The 20,482-nt window shown below is 70.0% G+C and carries 20 protein-coding genes; 7 read left to right on the plus strand and 13 right to left on the minus strand.

The features are described from left to right. Positions 1-44: 44 nt before the first annotated feature. Complete coding sequence (locus tag AC5Y43_RS04055; protein ID WP_499969670.1) at positions 45-1,376, minus strand: aspartate aminotransferase family protein; 1,332 nt, start codon at positions 1,374-1,376, stop codon at positions 45-47. A 66-nt stretch (positions 1,377-1,442) separates the two neighbouring features. Here AC5Y43_RS04055 and AC5Y43_RS04060 point away from each other — a divergent pair, with 66 nt between their 5' ends. Further along, positions 1,443-2,345 (plus strand): sigma-70 family RNA polymerase sigma factor, encoded by a 903-nt coding sequence (locus AC5Y43_RS04060; RefSeq protein ID WP_499969671.1) that lies wholly within the window; start codon positions 1,443-1,445, stop codon positions 2,343-2,345. Here the strand turns inward: AC5Y43_RS04060 and AC5Y43_RS04065 are convergent. The 5 genes from AC5Y43_RS04065 to sdhC form a co-directional block, all read right to left on the minus strand. Further along, positions 2,317-2,922, minus strand: a complete 606-nt coding sequence (locus tag AC5Y43_RS04065) for a carboxymuconolactone decarboxylase family protein (RefSeq protein WP_499969673.1) — start codon at positions 2,920-2,922, stop codon at positions 2,317-2,319. The two genes, AC5Y43_RS04060 and AC5Y43_RS04065, sit on opposite strands and share 29 nt — an antisense overlap. 129 nt (positions 2,923-3,051) lie before the next feature. After that, positions 3,052-3,861: a succinate dehydrogenase iron-sulfur subunit gene (locus tag AC5Y43_RS04070; RefSeq protein WP_499969675.1), complete on the minus strand. Its 810-nt coding sequence runs from the start codon at positions 3,859-3,861 to the stop codon at positions 3,052-3,054. Beyond that, positions 3,861-5,615, minus strand: coding sequence for a succinate dehydrogenase flavoprotein subunit (sdhA, locus tag AC5Y43_RS04075; RefSeq protein WP_499969677.1), 1,755 nt, complete (start codon positions 5,613-5,615; stop codon positions 3,861-3,863). The genes AC5Y43_RS04070 and sdhA overlap by 1 nt, the downstream gene beginning before the upstream one ends. Positions 5,616-5,625: 10 nt before the next feature. Beyond that, a complete protein-coding gene (locus AC5Y43_RS04080; protein WP_499969679.1) occupies positions 5,626-6,093 on the minus strand; it encodes a succinate dehydrogenase hydrophobic membrane anchor subunit in 468 nt (155 codons plus the stop codon). Beyond that, positions 6,090-6,428: a succinate dehydrogenase, cytochrome b556 subunit gene (sdhC, locus tag AC5Y43_RS04085; protein WP_499970400.1), complete on the minus strand. Its 339-nt coding sequence runs from the start codon at positions 6,426-6,428 to the stop codon at positions 6,090-6,092. Before sdhC ends, AC5Y43_RS04080 begins: the two co-directional genes overlap by 4 nt. A 224-nt stretch (positions 6,429-6,652) precedes the next feature. Between sdhC and AC5Y43_RS04090 the strand changes: the two genes are divergently transcribed. From AC5Y43_RS04090 to AC5Y43_RS04100, 3 genes are read left to right on the plus strand one after another with little or no spacing between them, the layout of a single operon-like run. After that, a complete protein-coding gene (locus AC5Y43_RS04090; RefSeq protein WP_499969681.1) occupies positions 6,653-7,051 on the plus strand; it encodes a cytidine deaminase in 399 nt (132 codons plus the stop codon). Then, positions 7,048-8,325: a thymidine phosphorylase gene (locus AC5Y43_RS04095; RefSeq protein ID WP_499969682.1), complete on the plus strand. Its 1,278-nt coding sequence runs from the start codon at positions 7,048-7,050 to the stop codon at positions 8,323-8,325. Before AC5Y43_RS04090 ends, AC5Y43_RS04095 begins: the two co-directional genes overlap by 4 nt. Next, the gene (locus tag AC5Y43_RS04100; protein ID WP_499969684.1) at positions 8,322-9,410 is read left to right on the plus strand and encodes an adenosine deaminase; all 1,089 of its coding nucleotides are present in this window, start codon (positions 8,322-8,324) and stop codon (positions 9,408-9,410) included. The genes AC5Y43_RS04095 and AC5Y43_RS04100 overlap by 4 nt, the downstream gene beginning before the upstream one ends. On the opposite strand, the gene AC5Y43_RS04105 is transcribed toward AC5Y43_RS04100, so the two are convergent. Further along, positions 9,407-9,694, minus strand: coding sequence for a GlsB/YeaQ/YmgE family stress response membrane protein (locus AC5Y43_RS04105; protein ID WP_499969686.1), 288 nt, complete (start codon positions 9,692-9,694; stop codon positions 9,407-9,409). The genes AC5Y43_RS04100 and AC5Y43_RS04105 overlap by 4 nt on opposite strands. 182 nt (positions 9,695-9,876) lie before the next feature. Between AC5Y43_RS04105 and AC5Y43_RS04110 the strand changes: the two genes are divergently transcribed. Both AC5Y43_RS04110 and AC5Y43_RS04115 read left to right on the plus strand, forming a co-directional pair. After that, positions 9,877-11,538: a PecA family PE domain-processing aspartic protease gene (locus AC5Y43_RS04110; RefSeq protein ID WP_499969688.1), complete on the plus strand. Its 1,662-nt coding sequence runs from the start codon at positions 9,877-9,879 to the stop codon at positions 11,536-11,538. Positions 11,539-11,586: 48 nt separating this feature from the next. Continuing rightward, positions 11,587-12,594, plus strand: coding sequence for a VWA domain-containing protein (locus AC5Y43_RS04115; RefSeq protein ID WP_499969690.1), 1,008 nt, complete (start codon positions 11,587-11,589; stop codon positions 12,592-12,594). Between the two features lie 4 nt (positions 12,595-12,598). On the opposite strand, the gene AC5Y43_RS04120 is transcribed toward AC5Y43_RS04115, so the two are convergent. From AC5Y43_RS04120 to AC5Y43_RS04130, 3 genes are all read right to left on the minus strand, one after another. Continuing rightward, positions 12,599-13,582: a VWA domain-containing protein gene (locus AC5Y43_RS04120; RefSeq protein ID WP_499969692.1), complete on the minus strand. Its 984-nt coding sequence runs from the start codon at positions 13,580-13,582 to the stop codon at positions 12,599-12,601. A 4-nt stretch (positions 13,583-13,586) separates the two neighbouring features. After that, positions 13,587-14,885 carry a protein export chaperone SatS gene (satS, locus tag AC5Y43_RS04125; RefSeq protein WP_499969693.1) on the minus strand — a complete coding sequence of 433 codons (1,299 nt, stop codon included), beginning with the start codon at positions 14,883-14,885 and terminating at the stop codon, positions 13,587-13,589. A gap of 61 nt (positions 14,886-14,946) precedes the next feature. After that, positions 14,947-15,819: an alkaline phosphatase family protein gene (locus tag AC5Y43_RS04130; protein ID WP_499969695.1), complete on the minus strand. Its 873-nt coding sequence runs from the start codon at positions 15,817-15,819 to the stop codon at positions 14,947-14,949. A 104-nt stretch (positions 15,820-15,923) separates the two neighbouring features. Here AC5Y43_RS04130 and upp point away from each other — a divergent pair, with 104 nt between their 5' ends. After that, positions 15,924-16,547, plus strand: a complete 624-nt coding sequence (gene upp, locus AC5Y43_RS04135; protein ID WP_499969696.1) for a uracil phosphoribosyltransferase — start codon at positions 15,924-15,926, stop codon at positions 16,545-16,547. Positions 16,548-16,564: 17 nt separating this feature from the next. On the opposite strand, the gene AC5Y43_RS04140 is transcribed toward upp, so the two are convergent. The 3 genes from AC5Y43_RS04140 to AC5Y43_RS04150 are packed head-to-tail and all read right to left on the minus strand — an operon-like array spanning position 16,565 to position 20,457. Next, positions 16,565-18,145, minus strand: coding sequence for a phospho-sugar mutase (locus AC5Y43_RS04140; RefSeq protein WP_499969698.1), 1,581 nt, complete (start codon positions 18,143-18,145; stop codon positions 16,565-16,567). 13 nt (positions 18,146-18,158) lie between these two features. Then, entirely contained in the window at positions 18,159-18,965 is an 807-nt protein-coding gene (locus AC5Y43_RS04145) for a purine-nucleoside phosphorylase (RefSeq protein ID WP_499969699.1), read from the minus strand. Positions 18,966-18,975: 10 nt separating this feature from the next. Further along, positions 18,976-20,457, minus strand: a complete 1,482-nt coding sequence (locus AC5Y43_RS04150) for a PPE domain-containing protein (RefSeq protein ID WP_499969701.1) — start codon at positions 20,455-20,457, stop codon at positions 18,976-18,978. Positions 20,458-20,482: the final 25 nt, after the last annotated feature.

A 20,482-nucleotide genomic window follows, 5' to 3' on the forward strand; every position in this document is an offset into this window, starting at 1 on the left:
GACGGTCCCACTCGCGAAATGCGTCGTGGAATACAGTTTCGCGGTCAAAGGCGGGCAGACTCCGCGCTGAGCACGTCGCGCAGGGCGGCCTCGATCGTGTCGAACTCGGCCTGGCCGCTGATCAGTGGCGGCGCCAGCTGGACGACGGAATCGCCGCGGTCGTCGGTGCGGCAGTACAACCCCGCCGCGAACAGCGCCGCCGACACCCGGCCGAGCAACGCGCGGCGTTCGTCGTCGCCGAAGGTCTGCCGGGTCGCCTGGTCCTTGACCAGTTCGACGCTGTAGAAATATCCCTCGCCGCGCACGTCGCCGACGATGGGCACGTCGTAGAGCCGCTCCAGGGTGGCGCGGAACGCGGGCGCGTGTTGTCGGACGCGGTCGTTGAGGCCCTCGCGCTCGAAGATGTCGAGGTTGGCCAGCGCGACGGCGGCCGACACCGGGTGCCCGCCGAACGTATAGCCGTGCGGGAACATGGTTTTGCCGTCGTCGAACGGCTCGAAGACCCGGTCGCTGGCGATCATCGCGCCCAGCGGTGAGTAGCCCGACGTCATGCCCTTGGCGCAGGTGATCATGTCGGGCAGGTAGCCGAAATCGTCACAGGCGAACATCGATCCGATCCGGCCGAACGCGCAGATCACCTCGTCGGAGACCAGCAGCACGTCGTACTCGTCGCAAATCTGGCGCACCCGTTCGAAATAGCCCGGGGGAGGGGGGATGGCGCCGCCCGCGTTTTGTACCGGTTCCAGGAAGACCGCGGCGACGGTTTGGGGTCCCTCGAATTCGATCGCCTCGGCGATGCGGTCGGCGGCCCACTGCCCGAAGGCTTTTGGGTCGGTTTGGAACGGTTCGGGCGCGCGGTAGAAGTTCGTGTTGGGCACCCGGAAGCCGCCCGGCGTCACCGGTTCGAACGGCGCCTTGTACAACGGCAGCCCGGTGATCGCCAGCGCGCCCTGGGTGGTGCCGTGGTAGGCGACCGCCCGCGAAATCACTTTGTGCTTACCGGGTTTGCCGGTCAGCTTGAAGTACTGCTTGGCCACCTTCCACGCGGTCTCGACGGCCTCGGTGCCGCCGGTGGTGAAAAAGACGCGGTTCAAATCGCCCGGGGCGTAGCGCGCGAGGCGCTCGGCGAGCTCGACCGCGCTCGGGGTGGCATACCCCCACAGCGGGAAGTACGCCAGGGTGCCGGCCTGCCGGGCGGCGACCTCGGCGAGTTCGGTGCGGCCGTGCCCGACCTGCACGGTGAACAGCCCGGACAGCGCGTCGAGGTAGGCCTTGCCGCGGTCGTCGAAGATCGTGACGCCCTCGCCGCGGGTGATGATCGGCGGCGCGATGTCCGGGCCGTGCCGGGCGAAATGGAGCCAGAGGTGTTCGGTCATTGTCCGCGAGCGTAACGCCGTGGCGGCCCTTGGCGTCGAAAGTGTCCCTGGCGTTACGCTCGCGGTATGACCGCAGCGCAGCAGGTCAGTCAGTTCCAAGAGCTACGGCCGCATCTGTTGTCGGTTGCCTACCGGCTCACCGGCACGTTCTCCGACGCCGAGGACATCGTGCAGGAGGCCTGGTTGCGCTGGGACGCCCACGATCAGCCGATCACCAACTTGCGCGCGTGGCTGACCACGGTGGTGAGCAGGCTGGGCCTGGACCGGTTGCGATCGGCCGCGCACCGTCGCGAGACCTACACCGGCAACTGGCTGCCCGAACCGGTGGTCACCGGATTCGACCAGGCCGATCCGCTGTCCGCCGTCGTGGCCAGCGAGGACGCGCGGTTCGCGGCGATGGTGGTGCTCGAGCGCCTGTCGCCCGATCAGCGGGTCGCGTTCGTGCTGCACGACGGGTTCGCCGTGCCCTTCGCCGAGGTCGCCGAGGTGCTGGGCATCAACGAGGCCGCCGCGCGGCAGCTGGCGTCGCGGGCCCGCAAGGCGGTCGCCGCGCAGCCCGCGCCACAACCCGACCCGTCGCACGACGAGGTGGTCGGCAAGTTGATGGCCGCCATGGCCGTCGGCGACCTGGAGGCCGTGGTGGGGCTGTTGCACCCGGACGTGGTCTTCACCGGCGACTCGAACGGCAAGGCGCCCACCGCCGTTCACGTCATCACCGGGGCGGACAAGGTGGCCAGGTTCGTGTTCGGCCTGGCCAACCGCTACGGCCCGGCGTTCTTCACCGCCAACCAGCTGGCGCTGGTCAACGGCGAACTCGGCGTCTACACCGCCGGCAGCCCCCGCGACGGCGACCACCGGGAGCTGCTGCCGCGGATCCTGGCGTTGACGCTGCGCGACGGAAAGGTCTGCGCCCTATGGGATATCGCCAACCCCGACAAGTTCACCGGCTCTCCGCTGCGTTCTGGTTGAGCTCGGCCCACGGAACCCGGCAGGCGTCACCGGAATTGAAGCCCTGCTCGGTGATGCCCAGGGCGGCGTTCACCCGCGCCCGCATGTTCTCCAGCCCGACCTGGTAGGTCAGCTCGAACACGCCGGCATCGCCGAAGCGCGCCCGAAGGTCGGCGACCTGCTCGTCGGTGACGGTGTGCGGATCGGTGGTGATCGCTTCGGCGTAGGCGATGGCGGCGCGCTCGTCGGCGCTGAACAGCGTTGAGGCGGCGTAGTCGTCGATGTCCTTGAGCCGCTGGATGTCCAGGCCGTCGAGGCGCTGCAGCATCGACCCGAAGTCGACGCACCAGGAGCAGCCGATCTGGCGTGCGGTCCAGTACACCGCGAGCTCGCGGACGCTGGCCGGCAGGGCTTTCGATGCCCGGTCGACCATGGTTTCGTGGACGGCGCTGGCGATCAGGAGCTTGCGGTGGTGCGCGGCGACGGCGAACGGCTCCGGGACCTGGCCGTAGCGCCGCTTGGCGACCCGATACATGGCCCGGGTCAGCAGCCCGGCGCGCTTGGGGGGCAGGGGTTCGATCCGCGTTTTCTGAGTCATACCCGTCAGACGAGACGGGCCGGCAATGTGTGACACTCCCACGCCGCGAGCGCCCGTGTTTGTACGGTGACACGCCGCAAACCGTGGCATTTTGCGGACGCTCGCGGGGGGAAAGGAGCACAAAGAGGGTCAGCGCGAGAACATGATCGCGCGCTTGACCTCCTGGATCGCCTTGGTGACCTCGATGCCGCGCGGGCAGGACTCGGTGCAGTTGAACGTGGTGCGGCAGCGCCACACGCCGTCGACCTCGTTGAGGATGTCGAGGCGCTCGGCGGCGGCCTCGTCGCGGCTGTCGAAGATGAAGCGGTGCGCGTTGACGATCGCCGCCGGCCCGTAGTAACTGCCCTCGTGCCAGAAAATTGGGCAGCTGGTCGTGCAGCACGCACACAGGATGCACTTGGTGGTGTCGTCGTAGCGGGCGCGGTCGGTGGGGCTCTGGATGCGCTCCCGCGTCGGCGGATTGCCGCTGGTGATCAGGTACGGCTTCACCGCCCGGTAGGCGTCGAAGAACGGCTCCATGTCGACGACGAGGTCCTTCTCCACCGGCAGCCCCCGGATGGGCTCGACGGTGACGGTGAGTGCCTTTTGGGGTTTGCCCGGCCTACCTTGTGGCAGCAGGTCGCGCATCAGCACCTTGCAGGCCAGCCGGTTGACGCCGTTGATGCGCATGGCGTCCGACCCGCACACCCCGTGCGCACAGGAGCGCCGGAACGTCAGCGTCCCGTCGAGGTAGCTCTTGATGTAGATCAGCAGGTTGAGCATCCGGTCGCTGGGCAGACACGGCACCCGAAAGCTTTGCCAGCCACCGGTTTTCGCGAAGGCCTCGGGCTGGTCGGGGTTGAACCGGGCGATCTTGACGGTCACCATCACCGCGCCCTCGGGCACCGGCGGCAATGGAGGCTCCAGAGTTTCGACGTCCGGCTCGACAGACTCGGTCACTAGTACTTCCGTTCCTTGGGTTCGTAGCGCGTCTGCACGACGGGCTTGAAGTCCAGCGCGATGTCGCTGAGCAGGTCGGTGCCCTGCTTGTAGGCCATCGTGTGGCGCATGTAGTTGACGTCGTCGCGGTTGGGATAGTCCTCGCGGGCATGCCCGCCGCGCGACTCCTTGCGGTTCAGCGCACCCACCACGGTGACCTCGGCCAATTCCAGCAGGAACCCGAGCTCGATGGCCTCCAGCAGGTCGCTGTTGAAGCGTTTCCCCTTGTCGTGCACGCTGATTCGGGAGTACCGCTCCTTCAAAGCATGGATATCCGTCAAAGCCTGCTTGAGCGTCTCCTCGGTGCGGAACACCGCGGCGTTGTTGTCCATCGTCTGCTGCAGGGCGCCCCGGATGTCGGCGACGCGCTCGTTGCCGTGCTCGGAGAGGATGTCACCCACCCAGCCGACGACCATGGCCGCGGGATCCGGCGGCATGTCGACGAAGTCGTGCCCCCGGGCGTACGCGACGGCCGCGATGCCCGCGCGGCGGCCGAACACGTTGATGTCCAGCAGCGAATTGGTGCCCAGCCGGTTGGCGCCATGCACCGACACGCACGCGCACTCGCCGGCCGCATACAGCCCCGGGACCGTGGAAGTGTTGTCCCGCAACACCTGTCCGGTCACCGTCGTGGGAATCCCGCCCATCACGTAGTGGCACGTCGGATACACCGGGACCAGCTCGTGCACCGGGTCCACGCCCAGATACGTGCGGGCGAACTCGGTGATGTCGGGCAGCTTGGCCGCCAGCACGTCCTCGCCGAGGTGGCGGACGTCGATGTACACGTAGTCCTTGTGCGGGCCGGCGCCGCGACCCTCCAGCACCTCCAAAACCATTGAGCGGGCGACGATGTCGCGCGGCGCCAGGTCGACGATCGTCGGTGCGTAGCGCTCCATGAAGCGCTCGCCCTCGCCGTTGAGCAGCCGGCCGCCCTCGCCGCGCACGGCCTCGGAGATCAGGATGCCCAGGCCGGCCAGGCCGGTCGGGTGGAACTGGTGAAACTCCATGTCCTCCAACGGAAGTCCCTTGCGGAATACGATGCCGATGCCATCGCCGGTCAGCGTGTGCGCGTTGGACGTCGTCTTGTACATCCGGCCCGAACCCCCGGTGGCGATCACGACGGCCTTGGCGTGGAACACATGGATCTCGCCCGTCGCGAGCTCGTAGGCGACCACGCCGGTGGCCACCGGGCCGGTCGGCGTCTGCGTCAAAACCAGGTCCAGCACGTAGAACTCGTTGAAGAACTGCACGTCGTGGCGCACGCAGTTCTGATACAGCGTCTGCAGGATCATGTGGCCGGTGCGGTCGGCGGCGTAACAGGACCGGCGCACCGGGGCCTTGCCGTGGTCGCGCGTGTGCCCGCCGAAGCGGCGCTGGTCGATGCGGCCCTCGGGGGTGCGGTTGAACGGCATCCCCATCTTCTCCAGGTCGAGCACCGCGTCGATGGCTTCCTTGCACATGATCTCGACGGCGTCCTGGTCGGCGAGGTAGTCGCCGCCCTTGACGGTGTCGAAGGTGTGCCATTCCCAGTTGTCGTCCTCGACGTTGGCCAGCGCGGCGCACATGCCGCCCTGCGCGGCGCCGGTGTGGCTGCGGGTCGGGTAGAGCTTGGTCAACACCGCGGTGCGCACCCGCGGACCCGCCTCTACCGCCGCGCGCATCCCCGCACCGCCCGCGCCGACGATCACCACGTCGTATCGGTGTTCCTGGATCACAACCGGCCTCTCACGAGATGTTCGCGTCGAATGTCACCAGCACGTAGGTGCCCAGCACCAAGGTGAACCCCATCGACAGCAGCAGCAGGCTGTTGAGCCAGAACCGGGTCGAGTTCTTGCGGCTGTAGTCGTCGATGATGGTGCGCAGCCCGTTGCCGCCGTGCAGCTCCGCCAGCCATAACAGCGCCATGTCCCAGATCTGCCAGAACGGCGAATGCCAGCGCTGCGCCACGTAGTTGAAGTCGATGCGGTACACGCCGTCGTCCCACATCAGCATGATGAACAGGTGCCCGATCGCCAGGAACAGCAGCGCGATCCCGGAAAACCGCATGAACAGCCACGCGAATTTCTCGAAGTTGGGGATGCCGGCGCGCCGCCGCGGGGAGCGGGGATTGTCCAGGCTGGCGGGGCGGTCGTAGAAGCGCTGCCTGACCGGCGCCTGCTGGCCCCGGCCGAGCTGAAGGTCGGGGCCGGTCACCGGACATGCTCCAGGATGTGGATGCCGGTGACCACGCCGGCCGGAACCATCAGCAGCAAAAAGACGATGCAGACGATGCCGAACATCAGCCGCTGGTAGCGGGGCCCCTGCGACCAGAAGTCGATCAGGATGACCCGGATCCCGTTCAGCCCGTGGAAGAGCACCGCCGCGATCAGCCCGTACTCCATCAGGCCGACGATCGGCGTCTTGTAGTCGCCGACCACTGCGTTGTAGGTCTGCGGATCCACCCGCAGCATCGCGGCGTCGAGGATGTGGACGAACAGGAAGAAGAAGATCGTCGCGCCGCTGATGCGGTGCAGCACCCACGCCCACATGCCGGGATCGCCACGATAGAGGGTCCGGGGCGGTCGCCGCTTGCGCGACGGGGCCGATGTCACCAAGTCTCCACCGCCTTAGAGAAACACAAGTACAGGCTCAAGCCGGGCAATCAAGCCTAACCCTGCCAGGTCGCCGGTCGCGCCAACAGCCGACAGGCGAATTGCCGTGCCAGAGTTAGGGTGGCGGTCACGAGCCGGCCCTCAGGTTGAGCGAGGTAGATATGCCCGAAGTCGATTGGAATGCGCTGCGGGACAAGGCCGTCCATGCGGCGGCGGGGGCCTACGCGCCGTACTCGAGGTTCCCGGTGGGTGCGGCCGCGCTGGTCGACGACGGCCGCGTCGTCACCGGCTGCAATGTGGAAAACATCTCATATGGCCTTGGTCTCTGTGCCGAGTGCGGGGTGGTGTGCGCGCTGCACTCCACCGGTGGGGGGCGGCTGGTGGCGCTGGCGTGTGTGGACGCGCAGGGACGCACGCTGATGCCGTGCGGGCGCTGCCGGCAGGTGCTGCTGGAGCACGGCGGCCCCGGCCTGCTCGTCGACCATCCGGCCGGCCCGCGCGGCCTCGGCGAACTGCTGCCCGACGCCTTCACCGCCGACCTGCCCGGGGAACGCCCTTGACATTCGATGCGCCGACGGTGATCCGGACCAAACGCGACGGTGGGCGGTTGTCCGACGCCGCTATCGACTGGGTCGTCGACGCCTACACCGGCGGCCGGGTCGCCGACGAGCAGATGTCGGCGCTGCTGATGGCGATCGTGTGGCGCGGCCTGGACCGCGGCGAGCTCGCCCGGTGGACCGCGGCCATGCTGGCGTCCGGCGAACGCCTGGACTTTTCCGACCTACCGGTGCCGACCGTCGACAAGCACTCGACCGGCGGCGTCGGCGACAAGATCACCCTGCCGCTGGTGCCCCTCGTCGCCGCCTGCGGCGCGGCCGTGCCCCAGGCGTCGGGCCGTGGGCTGGGGCACACCGGCGGCACCCTGGACAAGCTGGAATCGATCGCCGGGTTCACCGCGCAGCTGTCCACCCGGCGGGTGCGCGACCAGCTTCGCGACGTCGGCGCCGCCATCTTCGCCGCCGGCGACCTGGCCCCGGCCGACGCCAAGCTGTACGCGCTGCGCGACGTCACCGCGACCGTCGAGTCGCTGCCGCTGATCGCCAGCTCGGTGATGAGCAAGAAGCTGGCCGAGGGCACGGGCGCGCTGGTGCTCGACGTGAAGGTCGGCTCCGGGGCGCTGATGCCCACGGAGGCGGCCAGCCGCGAGCTGGCCCACGCCATGGTGGAGCTGGGCGCCGCGCACGGGGTGCCCACCCGCGCGCTGCTGACCGACATGAATCGCCCGCTGGGCGCGACCGTCGGCAACGCGCTCGAGGTCGCCGAGGCACTGGAGGTGCTGGCCGGCGGGGGCCCGCCCGACGTGGTCGAGCTGACGCTGCGGCTGGCCGCCGAGATGCTCGAGCTTGCCGGGCTCGGTGACCGCGACCCCGCCCAGGCGCTGCGCGACGGCACGGCGATGGACCGGTTTCGCCAGCTCATCGCCGCCCAGGACGGCGACCTGTCGGCGCCGCTGCCGGTCGGTTCGTGTGCCGAGGCCGTGAGCGCCCCCCGGGGCGGCACAATGGGCGATATCGACGCGATGGCGGTGGGGCTGGCGGCTTGGCGGCTCGGCGCGGGCAGGTCCCGCCCGGGCCACCCGGTGCAGCCCGGGGCCGGGGTCAGGATCCACCGCCGCCCCGGCGAGCCGGTCGCCCCCGGCGAGCCGCTGTTCACCCTCTACACCGACAGCCCCGAACGCCTGGGCGCCGCGCTGGACGAACTGGACGGCGGCTGGTCCGTGTCCGACAAGCCCCCGCTTTCCGCGCCGCTGATCATCGATCGGATCGCCACGTGACGACACCTTTGGATCTGTCCCAGATCACCAAGGCCCCGAAGGCCCTGCTGCACGATCACCTCGACGGCGGGCTGCGCCCGTCGACCGTGATCGACATCGCCGCCCAGACCGGCTACGACGGGCTGCCCGCCACCGAGGTCGACGAGCTGGCGACGTGGTTCCGGACCCGCTCGCACAGCGGCTCGCTGGAGCGCTACCTCGAGCCGTTCTCCCACACCGTCGCGGTGATGCAGACGCCCGACGCGCTGTACCGCGTCGCCTACGAATGCGTGGAGGACCTGGCGGCCGACTCGGTCGTCTACGCCGAGGTGCGCTTCGCACCCGAGCTGCACATCGACCGCGGCCTGTCCTTCGACGAGATCGTCGACGCCGTGCTGGACGGGTTCGCCGCCGGCGAGAAGGCCTGCGCCGCCGGCGGCCATCCCATCAAGGTGCGCCTGCTGGTCACCGCGATGCGCCACGCCGCGGTGTCGAGGGAGATCGCCGAGCTGGCGATCCGCTTCCGGGACAAGGGAGTGGTCGGGTTCGACATCGCCGGCGCCGAGGCCGGCAACCCGCCGACGCGGCACCTGGACGCCTTCGAGTACATGCGAGACCACAACGCGCGCTTCACAATCCACGCGGGCGAGGCGTTCGGGCTGCCGTCCATCCACGAGGCGATCGCGTTTTGCGGTGCCGACCGGCTCGGTCACGGGGTGCGCATCGTCGACGACGTCGAGGTGCTCGACGGTGGAGGCGTGCGGCTGGGCCGGCTGGCATCGATCTTGCGGGACAAGCGAATTCCGTTGGAGCTGTGCCCCAGCTCGAACGTGCAGACCGGCGCGGTCAAAAGCATCGCCGAGCACCCGTTCGACCTGCTCGCCCGCGCCCGGTTCCGCGTGACCGTCAACACCGATAACAGGCTGATCAGCGACACCACGATGAGCCTCGAAATGTCGAGGCTCATCGAGGCTTTCGGCTACGGGTGGAGCGACCTCGAGCGATTCACCATCAACGCGATGAAGTCGGCGTTCATCCCGTTCGACGAGCGGCTGGCGATCATCGACGAGGTGATCAAGCCGCGGTACGCCGTATTGATCGGCTAGCGGGTCAACCGGGTACCGGAGCGGCGGCGGCCCATCAGGGCCTCGTAGATCGCGATCAGGACGACGGCCGCCCCGACCCCGATGAAAAACGGAATCCAGGCGATCCCGCCGTTGGCGTTGTGGTAACCGAACTGGCCGGCCACTACCGAACCGATCAGGCCACCGACGGCGCCGAGCACGACCGTCATGATCATGCCGACGTCTTGCTTGCCCGGCATGACCAGGCGCGCCACCAAACCAATGATCGCGCCAACGATGATCGCCAGGATGATTGAGCCAACCATTTCTGCTCCCGTCTTCGCGGCTCCCCGAATGGGCACCGTCTGATTGCGGGGGTTCCCCGAACCGCAGCGCTTGTAACACAATTCGGCGAGCCGGCGATTGCCGGGAGCATCGATCGCCCACCGAAAACGCAGAATTTCGGGTCGATCGCGACTACGCTCCGGGTACTTGGTGGAGGTGCCGGATGTCGTACGTCATCGCAGCCCCGGAGCTGGTGTCGGCCGCGGCGTCGGACCTGGCGAACATCAACTCGACGATCGGCGCGGCCGACGCGGCGGCGGCGGCCACGACGTCGGGGCTGCTGGCCGCGGGCGCCGACGAGGTGTCCGCGGCCGTCGCCGCGGTGTTCGGCACGTACGCACTCGACTATCAGGCGCTTTGCGCCCAGGCCGCCGCGTTCCGGCGGCAGTTCGTCCAGCACATGACCGCCGCCGCCACGTCGTATGCCGCTACCGAGGCCGCGAGCACCGACCCGCTGCTGGCCCTCGTCAATCTGCCCACCGACCTGCTGGTCGGGCGCCCGCTGATCGGCGACGGAGCCAACGGGTTCACCAACTCCCAGGGGATAGGGACATCCGGCGGGGCGGGCGGGATCCTGTACGGCCGCGGCGGTGACGGCGGGAACAGCGTCGCCGTCGGATCCACCGGCGGCGCCGGGGGACCGGCGGGCCTGTTCGGGTTCGGCGGCACGGGTGGGGGCGGCGGGTACGGCGCGGCGGGCGGTCCCGGCGGGGCCGGCGGGTCGCTGCTCGGCACCGGCGGCGCGGGCGGGATCGGTGGGACCTTGGGTATGGGCGGCCCCGGCGGGCCCGCGGGCCTGTGGGGCGTCGGCGGGATGGGCGGCATGGGTGGGGTTTTCGCGCAGGGCGGTCCGGGCGGGGCCGGCGGGTGGCTGGTCGGCACCGGCGGCGTGGGTGGGACCGGCGGGGTCGAGGGCGCGGCGGGCGGGCAGGGCGGTGCCGGCGGCCTGCTGGGCGCGCACGGCGCCACCGGCGCCACCGGCGGCGCCCCGAACATCCCGCTGGGGGTGGTGACCAATTCGACCACCGGCGACTACCGCCCCTATGTCGACGTCTCCATCAACGGCGGTCCGAGCGTGCCGGTCACCGTCGACACCGGATCGATCGGTCTCTTGGTCCCGCCCCAGGACGTCAATACCCAGAACCTGGGCGCGCCGATCGCGTCGCACACCGCCTATTACGGCGGCGGGAACTCCGTGCTCGCCGAAACCTACAACGTTTACCCGACGACGGTGAACTTCGGCAATGGGATCGGCACCGCGCCCACCACCGTCGGCGTCATCACCTCGGTGAGTCAAACGATCAATGGCGTCACCACCAATTATCCTGCTTCACAAGGTGTTCCGGTGCTGGGTATCGGGGCAAACGCGGCCAACCCGAATGGCAATGCCAACGTCGTGGCGGCGCTGCCGGGCAACCTGGGCCAGGGCGTGCTCATCGACGAACCGGACGCTCTGTTGCAATTCGGCCCCAACCCGTACACCCCCCACGTTTCCGTTTCCGGGGCGCCGATCACCACCCTGGGCGTGTCGATCAACGGCGGGCCCATCGTTTACGAAACCGGTTCGGTGATCGATTCCGGCGGCCAATGGGGGGCCCTCCCGCAATCGCTGGTGCCGAACCCGGTCAGCGGCTACGTGCCGCCGACGACGACGATCGACTACTACACGAGCGGCGGCACGCTCATTTACGACGTGACGGTGGGCGCCGGTCCCCGGGCCCCGGTGGTGGTGTCGGGCGGCGACGTCAACACCGGCAACCTCGCCTTCTCGTTCGAGCCGGTCTACATCCAATACGGCGGCTCGGGCATGACGATCTTCGACTAGCCACTCGGGCAACTTGACGGCGGGCAGTGCCCGGTACACGTTGGTGAGGTGAAACTGCCGCTGCTGGGCCCGGTGTCGCTCACCGGATTCCAGAACGCCTGGTTCTTCCTGGTGCTGCTGGTGGTGCTGCTGGTGATCGGGATCTACGTCGCGGTGCAGTTCGCCCGTCGCCGCCGCGTGCTGCGGTTCGCCAACATGGAGGTGCTGGAGCGGGTCGCGCCGCTGCGCTCCGGCCGCTGGCGCCACGTGCCGACCATCCTGCTCGCCACGGCGCTGGTGTTGCTGACCACCGCGATGGCCGGGCCGACGTCCGACATCCGGATCCCGCTCAACCGCGCGGTCGTCATGCTGGTCATCGACGTCTCGGAATCCATGGCGTCCACCGACGTCGCCCCGACCCGGCTGGCCGCGGCGAAGGAAGCCGGCAAGAAGTTCGCCGACGAGCTGACGCCGGCCATCAACCTCGGGCTGGTCTCCTTCGCGGCCAACGCCGCGCTGCTGGTCTCCCCGACGACCAACCGCGGCGCGGTCAAGGCGGCGATCGACAGCCTCAAGCCGATGCCGAAAACCGCGACGGGGGAAGGGATTTTCACCGCGCTGCAGGCGATCGCCACCGTGGGCTCGGTGATGGGCGGCGGCGAGGGCCCCCCGCCGGCGCGGATCGTGCTGGAGTCCGACGGCGCCGAGAACGTGCCGCTGGATCCCAACGCCCCGGAGGGCGCGTTCACCGCCGCGCGGGCGGCCAAGGCCGGCGAGGTGCAGATCTCGACGATCTCCTTCGGCACGCCCTACGGCACCGTCGAGTACGAGGGCGCCACCATTCCCGTCCCGGTCGACGACCAGACGCTGCAGGAGATCTGCAAGATCACCGACGGCCAGGCGTTCCACGCCGACAGCCTGGAATCGCTCGAGCAGGTCTATTCGACGCTGCAGCGCCAGATCGGCTACGAGACGGTGAAGGGCGACGCCAGCCTGCCGTGGATGCTGCTCGGCGCGGTGCTGTTGGCCGGCGCCATCCTGGCCGGCCTGGCGCTCAACAGCAGGCTGCCCTCCTGAGCGATCAGGTCGGCAGCCGCCGGTTGATCAACAGCGCCAGCGCCGTGGCGATCAGCGCCGCGATGACGCCCAGGCGCAGCCACCCGGCGCTGCCCGGCCCGGGCACCACCCGAAACCCGATGTCGTTCTCGATGGCCTCGTAGCTCTTGTTGAGCTCGCCGAGGTTGGTGGCGGTGTAGGACTGGCCGCCGGCCAGCCGCGCGATCGTCTTCATCTGGTCCGTCGACACGGGCACGGCGACGCGCTGGCCGTTCATCTCGATTTCGCCGCCCTTCGTGCCGAACGAGATCGTCGAGATGGGCACGCCCTGGTCCTTGGCCAGGCGCGCCGCGGTGTAGGCGCCGTCGTGCGGGTCGCTGGGATTGGTCGGCTTGTTCTCGCCGCCGTCGGAAAGCAGCACGATGCGCGCCGGCGGCGGCGTGTCCCCGCCCGTGATGGCCGCGGCGCCGACGGCGTGCAGGGCGGTGAAGATCGCCTCACCCGTCGCCGTCCCGTCGGCGAACTCGAGCTTCTTGAGCGCCTCGATCGTCGCCTGGTGCTGCGGGGTCGGCGGCACCAGCAGGTAGGGCGTCCCGGCGAACCCGACCAGCCCGAGGTTGATGCCCGGCGTGAGCTGGTTGGCGAACTGGGTGGCCGCCTGCTCGGCCGCTTTGAGCCGGTTGGGTTCGACGTCGGTCGCCCGCATCGAGTTCGACATGTCGATGATCAGCACGACGCAGGCGCGGTTGCGCGGGATGCGCATGTCGTGCGTCGGGGTGGCCAGCGCGACGGTCAGCAGCAGCAGGGACAGCAGCGCCACCGCAATCGGAAGGTGGCGCCACGACGACTGCGGCACCTGCGCCTCGGTGAACCGGCGCAGCCGGCGCCGGCGGCGGGCCTGGACCACGACGTAGAACGCCAGCAACGCCAGCGGGACCAGCGCGAACAGCAGCATGCCCGGGCGGTGAAACCCGTAGAGCGGCAGCGGCCCGACGCCGGGAAGCGACACGTGCCTATTCCCGCCTGAGCCGACCCTCGACGAATTGCTCGAGCTTCTCCCACTCACGCACCGCCGCGGCGTACGGCGGGGTGGGCTTGGCGACCGATTCCGGCTCCAGCACGCAGCCCACCAGCTTGCCCAGCGGCCGGCCGGCGTCCAGCGCCTTGTCGACGGTGGGGTCCTCCGAGTAGTCCCCGATGTCGCGGAGCAACTCGACGGCCAGGTCGAGCTGGTCGCGGTCGATGACGTCCGGCCCGTCGGCCAGGTCGTCGGCGAGCCCGCTCAGCACGTAGATGTTGTCGTCGGTGACCTCGACGGCCAGCGAACCGTCGGTCGCGGCGGTGCGGATGTCGTCATAGGTGCTCAAGTCGGACAGGTCGTGGTCGTGCTCGTCGGCCAGGTAGCGCGCCAGCGCCCGCTCGGAGCTGAACACGCTGATCCGGCCGTTGCGGCCCAGGAAGATCGGGCGATCGTCCAGATAGCAGCGCAGCGTGTAGAACGTTCCGGCACTGGTCATGATGCGGATCGGGTCGATGCCCACCTGAACCCAGAAGTCCTCGTCGCTGCCGAGCACGACGGTGTCGCCGGCGGCGCGGGGCGCCTCTTCGCGCTCTTCCTCGTCGTCGGGTTCCGCGGCGTCCTCGTCGGAGGGCTCGTCGGCCGCCTCCTCGGCTTCCGCATCGACGCCTTCGACCTCGGTCTCGTCTTCGGGCGGCTGCTCGTCGAGTTCCTCGGCGGCCTTGGCCGCGTACTCGGCGTCGACCTCCGGGGTGTCGACCAGCTCGTCGATCGCGGTGAGCACGTCGTCCCAGCTGCGCCCGATGACCTCGGCGATCGCGTTCCAGCGCTTCTGGCCCACCTTGCCGGCGAAGGTGTCCATCCCGCCGGCGACGGTGCCCAGGCTGGGGTTGCCGTTGAAGAACTTCGCCACCGCCGGCAGTTCGCACACCGACCCGATCGACGACACGATGGACAGCGCGCCGGCCAGGGCGGCCACCGACTCCTCGGTCGGCTTCTCGGACACCAGCTCCTCGACCGCGACCAGATCGAACCGCCGGTCCTCGGCGGGCCGGAAGCGGTGGGCGTGCGCCGCCGTCAGGTCCGGCCACCCGGGGTGGTCGACGAGATCGTTGTCGGTGTCGCGGCGCACGAACGCGACCAGGTCGGCAACGGACTCGAACCCGTAGAGGTCCTCGTCCTTGCCCAAAAACGCCTCCCACTCGTCGCCGCCGTCGCGCCAACGGGGCGCCCACACGGTGTAGCGGTCACCGGCGGACAGGCTCAGGCGGATCGGCACGAGGTCAGCAGCCATGCGGCACAGAATAGCGACGAACGGCGAAGCCGCCCGGCTCGGCCATCCGAGGAGCCGGCTGTCAGGCGGCCCAGATGGTCGCGATCGGGGCCGCCCCGGCCGCGTAACCGAGCTTGGGCAACCCGTACATCTGCTCGAGCGTGGCCAGCACGTTGTAATGGTTGATCTGCTCGTTGTAGGTGCCGGGCTGCACGTGCGCGCCGTAGATCACGGTCGGGATCTGGTTGCGGGGGCCGCCGTCGTCCTCGTCCCACGTCAGGATGAGCAGGCTGTTGTTGGCGACCGCCCAGTTGGCGTAGCCGGACAGCGCGCTGTTCAGCCACGCGTCGCCCTGCGCGATCGAGCCGTCGTGCATGTTGTTGTCGTTGTTGGGGATGACGAAGGACACCGTGGGCAGGCTCGCGTAGTTACCCGTCGGGAAGGCCGAGAACGGCACCGAAGCGGCGGCCGGCACATTGCTGAAGTTGGCCCATGGCACGTGCTTGCGCGCGTACTTGCCCGCGCTGCACACCGGCGAGCCGACGGCGGGCAGGCTTTCCGAGTAACCGCCGAATGTGTAACCGGCGGAAAGCAATTCGGACGCCAGGTTGGGGGTGGCACCGGCGTTGACCGGGCACACGTCCTTGGTCACCCCCAGCGTGCTGCCGGCGAACAGCGCCAGGTAGTTCGGCTCGCTCGGGTGCGTCTCGGCGAACGACTGCGCCATCAACGCCCCGCGGCCGGCCAGCGCGTTGATGAACGGCGCCGACTTGTTGCCGATGATGTTGGCCTGCGAGCGGTTTTCTTCGATGACGATCACCACGTGCGCCGGACGCGGCAGTGCCGCCGCCCGCAGCGTCGTTCGCGGGGCCGGCGGGCTCGCCGCCAGCGCCGCCAGTGCCAGCAGCGCCGCCGCGCCGACGAGCCGCAGCGCACCCTCGATTCGGCTCAGCACCCGGGGAGTATATGGGCGGATCCGGGCCGCGGACGGCGCCGACGCGAGCGTGTCCGCGCCGCTTTAGCCAACCGCGACCGCATCGTTATATAGGGTCAAATCCCGTGGAGGTGCGCGTCGTCGATCACCCGCTGGCCCTGGCCCGGCTGACCACGCTGCGCGACGAACGCACTCCCAGTGCCGCCTTCCGGGCCGCGCTGCGCGAGCTGACCCGGATGCTGGTGTACGAGGCCACCCGGGACGCGGGCCGCGAGACCTTCCCGATCCGCACGCCCGTCGCCGAGGCGCTCGGGGTGCGGCTGGCCAACCCCCCGCTGCTGGTGCCGGTGCTGCGCGCCGGGCTGGGCATGGTCGAGGCGGCGCTCGAGCTGCTGCCGGAGGCCAGGGTGGGATTCGTCGGCGTCGCCCGCGACGAGGAAACCCACCGGCCCGCAGGCTATCTCGAGTCGCTGCCCGACGACCTGGCCGGCCAACCGGTGCTGGTGCTGGATCCCATGCTGGCCACCGGTGGGTCGATGACCCACACGATCGAGTTGCTGCACCGCAGGGGCGCGTCGGACGTCACCGTGTTGAGTGTGGTAGCGGCGCCGGAAGGCGTTGCGGCCCTGGAGAATACGGCGCCGGACGCGCGGCTGTTCACCGTCGCCGTCGACGAGGGGCTCAACGAGATCGCCTACATCGTGCCGGGTCTCGGCGACGCCGGCGACCGCCAGTTCGGCCCGCGCTGACCTCGGCGAGAGGGTAGCTACCAGCTGCGCGCCTCGGCGACCAGTGCGTCGCGCAGCGCCCTGGCCCGGTCCCGGGCCGACGGCAGGTCGTCGGTCGGCGCGCAGCGAATCTCGACGTAGCACTTCAGCTTCGGTTCGGTTCCCGACGGGCGGACCACCGCCCGCACCGTCGTGTCGGCGTCGCCGCCGGTGAGGATCAGCGCGTCGCCGGCGTCGGTGGTGGTGGCGGGGAAGCCGGCCAGCCGCGCCGGTGGCGCCGCCCGCAGCCGCGACATCAGCTCGGCGATCTCGGCCATGTCGGCCACCCGCGACACCGCCGCGACGTCGTGCACGCCGTGGCGCCGGGCCAGCTCGTCGAGCCGGTCGGGCACCGAAAGCCCTTGCCCCCGCAGCGCGGCCACCAGGTCGCACACCAGCACCGCGGCGCTGATGCCGTCCTTGTCGCGCACGGCGTCCGGGTCGGCGCAGTGGCCGATCGCCTCCTCGTAGGCGTAGACCAGGACGCCGCCGGGGACGTCGGCGTCGGCGCGCGCCAGCCATTTGAACCCGGTCGGCGTCTCGACATGGGTGGCGCCACGGTCCGCGGCGATCGCGGCCAGCATCCGCGACGAGACCACGGTGCTGGCCACCACCGGCGTACCGAGCGGCAATTGCTGCGACAGGACGTAATCGCCGAGCAGCCAACCGGTTTCGTCGCCGGACAGCATCCGCCAGCCCGCTCGGTCGGGGATGCCGACCGCGCACCGGTCGGCGTCGGGGTCCAGCGCGATCGCGACGTCGGCGCGCACCTGCGCGGCCAGGGCGAGCAGCGCGTCGGTGGCCCCGGGCTCCTCGGGGTTCGGAAACGCGACGGTGGGGAAGTCGGGGTCGGGTTCGAACTGGGCGCCGACGGTGTGCACCTGGTCGAATCCCGCGCGGCGCAGCGTCTCGACGGCCACCTCGCCGCCCACCCCGTGCAGCGCGGTGAGCGCCACCCGCACCGAACCCGTGGATCGGCGCACCGCGGCCGCGCGCGCGACGTAGCGCTCGACCAGGTCGGTATGGACGGGCGCGACGGGTTCGCGGGCGATCCGGTCGGCCGGGGGAGCGGCGGCCATGGCGGCCTCGATCTGGCGGTCGGTCGGGGAGACGATCTGGATGCCGCCCTGGAAGTACACCTTGTAGCCGTTGTCGGCCGGCGGGTTGTGCGACGCGGTGATCTGCACCCCGGCGGCGGCGCCGGTGTGGCGCACCGCGAACGCGACCACCGGCGTGGGCAGCGGGCCCGGCAGCAGCAGCACGGAAAACCCCTGGGCAGCAAGCACTTCAGCGGTAACGGTGGCGAACACCGCCGAGCCGTGCCGGGCGTCGCGGCCGACGATCACGTGCGCGCCGGCCAGGCCGCGCTCGGTGAGCACGCGGGCCACCGCCCACGTCGCGCGCGACACCACCGCGACGTTCATGGCGTCGGGACCGCCGCGCACCGGTCCGCGCAGCCCCGCGGTGCCGAAGGTCAGGGGGCGGGCGAAGCGCGCCGCGAGCTCGTCGGGGCCGCAGGCGGCGAGCTCGGCGGCCGTCGCGGGGTCCGGATCGTGCGCGATCCACTCCTCCGGCGTCACGTCCTACAGCGTCCTACAGCCGTGCCACCACGCCGGCCAGCAGCGCGCCGATCCGGCCGGCCGAGGCCGCCCCCACGGCCAGCACGTCGGCGTGGGCCAGCGGTTCCCCCGAAATCCCCGCCGCCAGGTTGGTCACCAGCGACACCCCCAGCACCTCGGCGCCCGCCGCCCGGGCCGCGATAGTCTCGTGCACCGTCGACATGCCGACCAGGTCGGCGCCCAGCATTCCCAGCATCCGGATCTCCGCGGGCGTCTCGTAGTGCGGCCCGGGCAGGCCGGCGTAGACGCCCTCGGTCAGCCGCGGGTCGGCCTGCCGCGCCAGTTCGCGCAGCCGCGGCGCGTAGGCGTCGGTCAGATCCACGAACTGCGGGCCGACCAGCGGCGAACGCGCGGTGAGGTTGAGGTGGTCGCTGATCAGCACCGGCTCGCCGATCGCCAGGCCGGGGCGCAGCCCGCCGGCCGCGTTGGTGAGCACGACAGTGCCCACCCCCGACGCGCAGGCCGCGCGGACCGCGTGCACCACGTGGCACAGGTCGTGCCCCTCGTAGGCATGCACGCGACCGACCAGCACCAGTACCCGCTGCGCGCCGATGCGCATCGACAACAGCTCGCCGGTGTGCCCGACGGCGGTGGGCGGCGCGAAGCCGGGCAGCTCGGCCTGGGGCAGCACGACATCCGGAGAACCCAGGGCCGCGACGGCCGGCCGCCAGCCCGATCCGAGCACGATCGCGACGTCGTGCGCGTCGACCCCGGTGCGCTCGGCGATGGCCCGGGCCGCCCGCCGCGCGAGGCCGTCGGGATCGGGCGCGCGGTCGCTCACACGGGCGAGCTTAGTTGCCGAAGAAATCCGTCAGGACGTTGCGCAGGTTGTTGATGCCCGACGTGAAGCCCGTCGGCGCCGCGTTCTGGATCCCGCTGATCACGGCGAGCCCCGTATTGGAGAAGCCCGACATGTAGTCGCCGATGTTGCCCACCCCGGACGCGTTGTCGCCGGAGTTGTTGAACCCCGAGCTTCCGTCGCCGAGGTTGCCGAAACCGGAACTGGTGCCGGACCCGGTGAACAGGTTGCCGAGACCGGTGTTCAGGTCGCCGGAGTTGAAGACGCCCGTGTTGATGCTGCCCGAGTTCCACAGGCCCGTGTTGTAGTTGCCCGCGTTGAAGGCGCCGGTGCAGTAGTCGCCGGAGTTGAACAGCCCGGTGTCCGTCGATCCCGAGTTGAACAACCCCGTGCTGAAGTTCCCGGAATTACCGGCGCCCCAGTTGAACTGACCCGAGTTGCCGATGCCGACGTTGCCGCTGCCCGAGTTGAAGAAGCCGATGTTGTTGGTGCCCGAGTTGCCGAAGCCGATGTTGCCGGTGCCGGAGTTGAGGGCGCCGATACCGATCTGGTGGTCGCCGGTGAGCCCGATGCCGATGTTTCCGGTGCCCGTGTTCCCGAATCCGAGGTTCAGGGAGCCGAGGTTGCCGAAGCCGAGGTTGTTGCCGCCGAAGTTGCCCAGGCCGAAGTTGTAGTCGCCGTTGTTGCCGCCGCCCTTGTTGTAGCCGCCGATGTTGCCGCTGCCCAGGTTGAGGCTGCCGATGTTGCCGCTGCCCAGGTTCCAGAAGCCGAAGTTGCCGCTGCCCAGGTTGATGTCGCCGAGGTTGCCGCTGCCGAGGTTGAGCTGGCCGTTGTTGCCGCTGCCCAGGTTCCACGCGAGCTGGTTTCCGATGCCCAGGGTCAACAGCTTGAGGTTGCCGACGCCCCCGACGTTGATGCCCGGGATGTTGTCCAGCGGACCGAAGGCGCTGTCGAGCATCTTGAGCGGCGGCCACGACGCGATCTCGTTGGCGGCCACCGACGCGCCTGCGTGGTAGTCGACCATCGCGGCCACGTCGGCGGCCCACATCTGCTCGTATTCGGACTCGGTGGCCGCGATCGCCGGGGCGTTCTGGCCGAACAGGTTCGACATCACCAGCGACACCAGGCCGCTGCGGTTGGCATCGACGACCGCCGGGTGCACGGTCGCCGCCAGCGCCGACTCGAACACCGCGGCCACCGACTGCGCTTGCGCCGACGCGTTCTGGGCCTGCGCGGCCGCGGCGCCCAGGAAGCTCGCGTAGGGGGTGGCCGCCGCCATCATCGCCGCCGACGCCGGGCCCTGCCAGGCCTGACCCGTCAGGCCCGAGGTCACGGATGCGAACGACGAGGCCGCCGTGGCCAGCTCGGAGGCCAGCCCGTCCCAGGCCGCCGCGGCCTCCAGCATGGGTGCCGACCCCGCCCCGATGAACATCCGCAGCGAGTTGACCTCCGGGGGCAGCACCAAAAAACTCATCGAGGATCCCTTCTGCTGGAGACGG

It is taken from the genome of Mycobacterium sp. NGS57 (assembly GCF_059812405.1).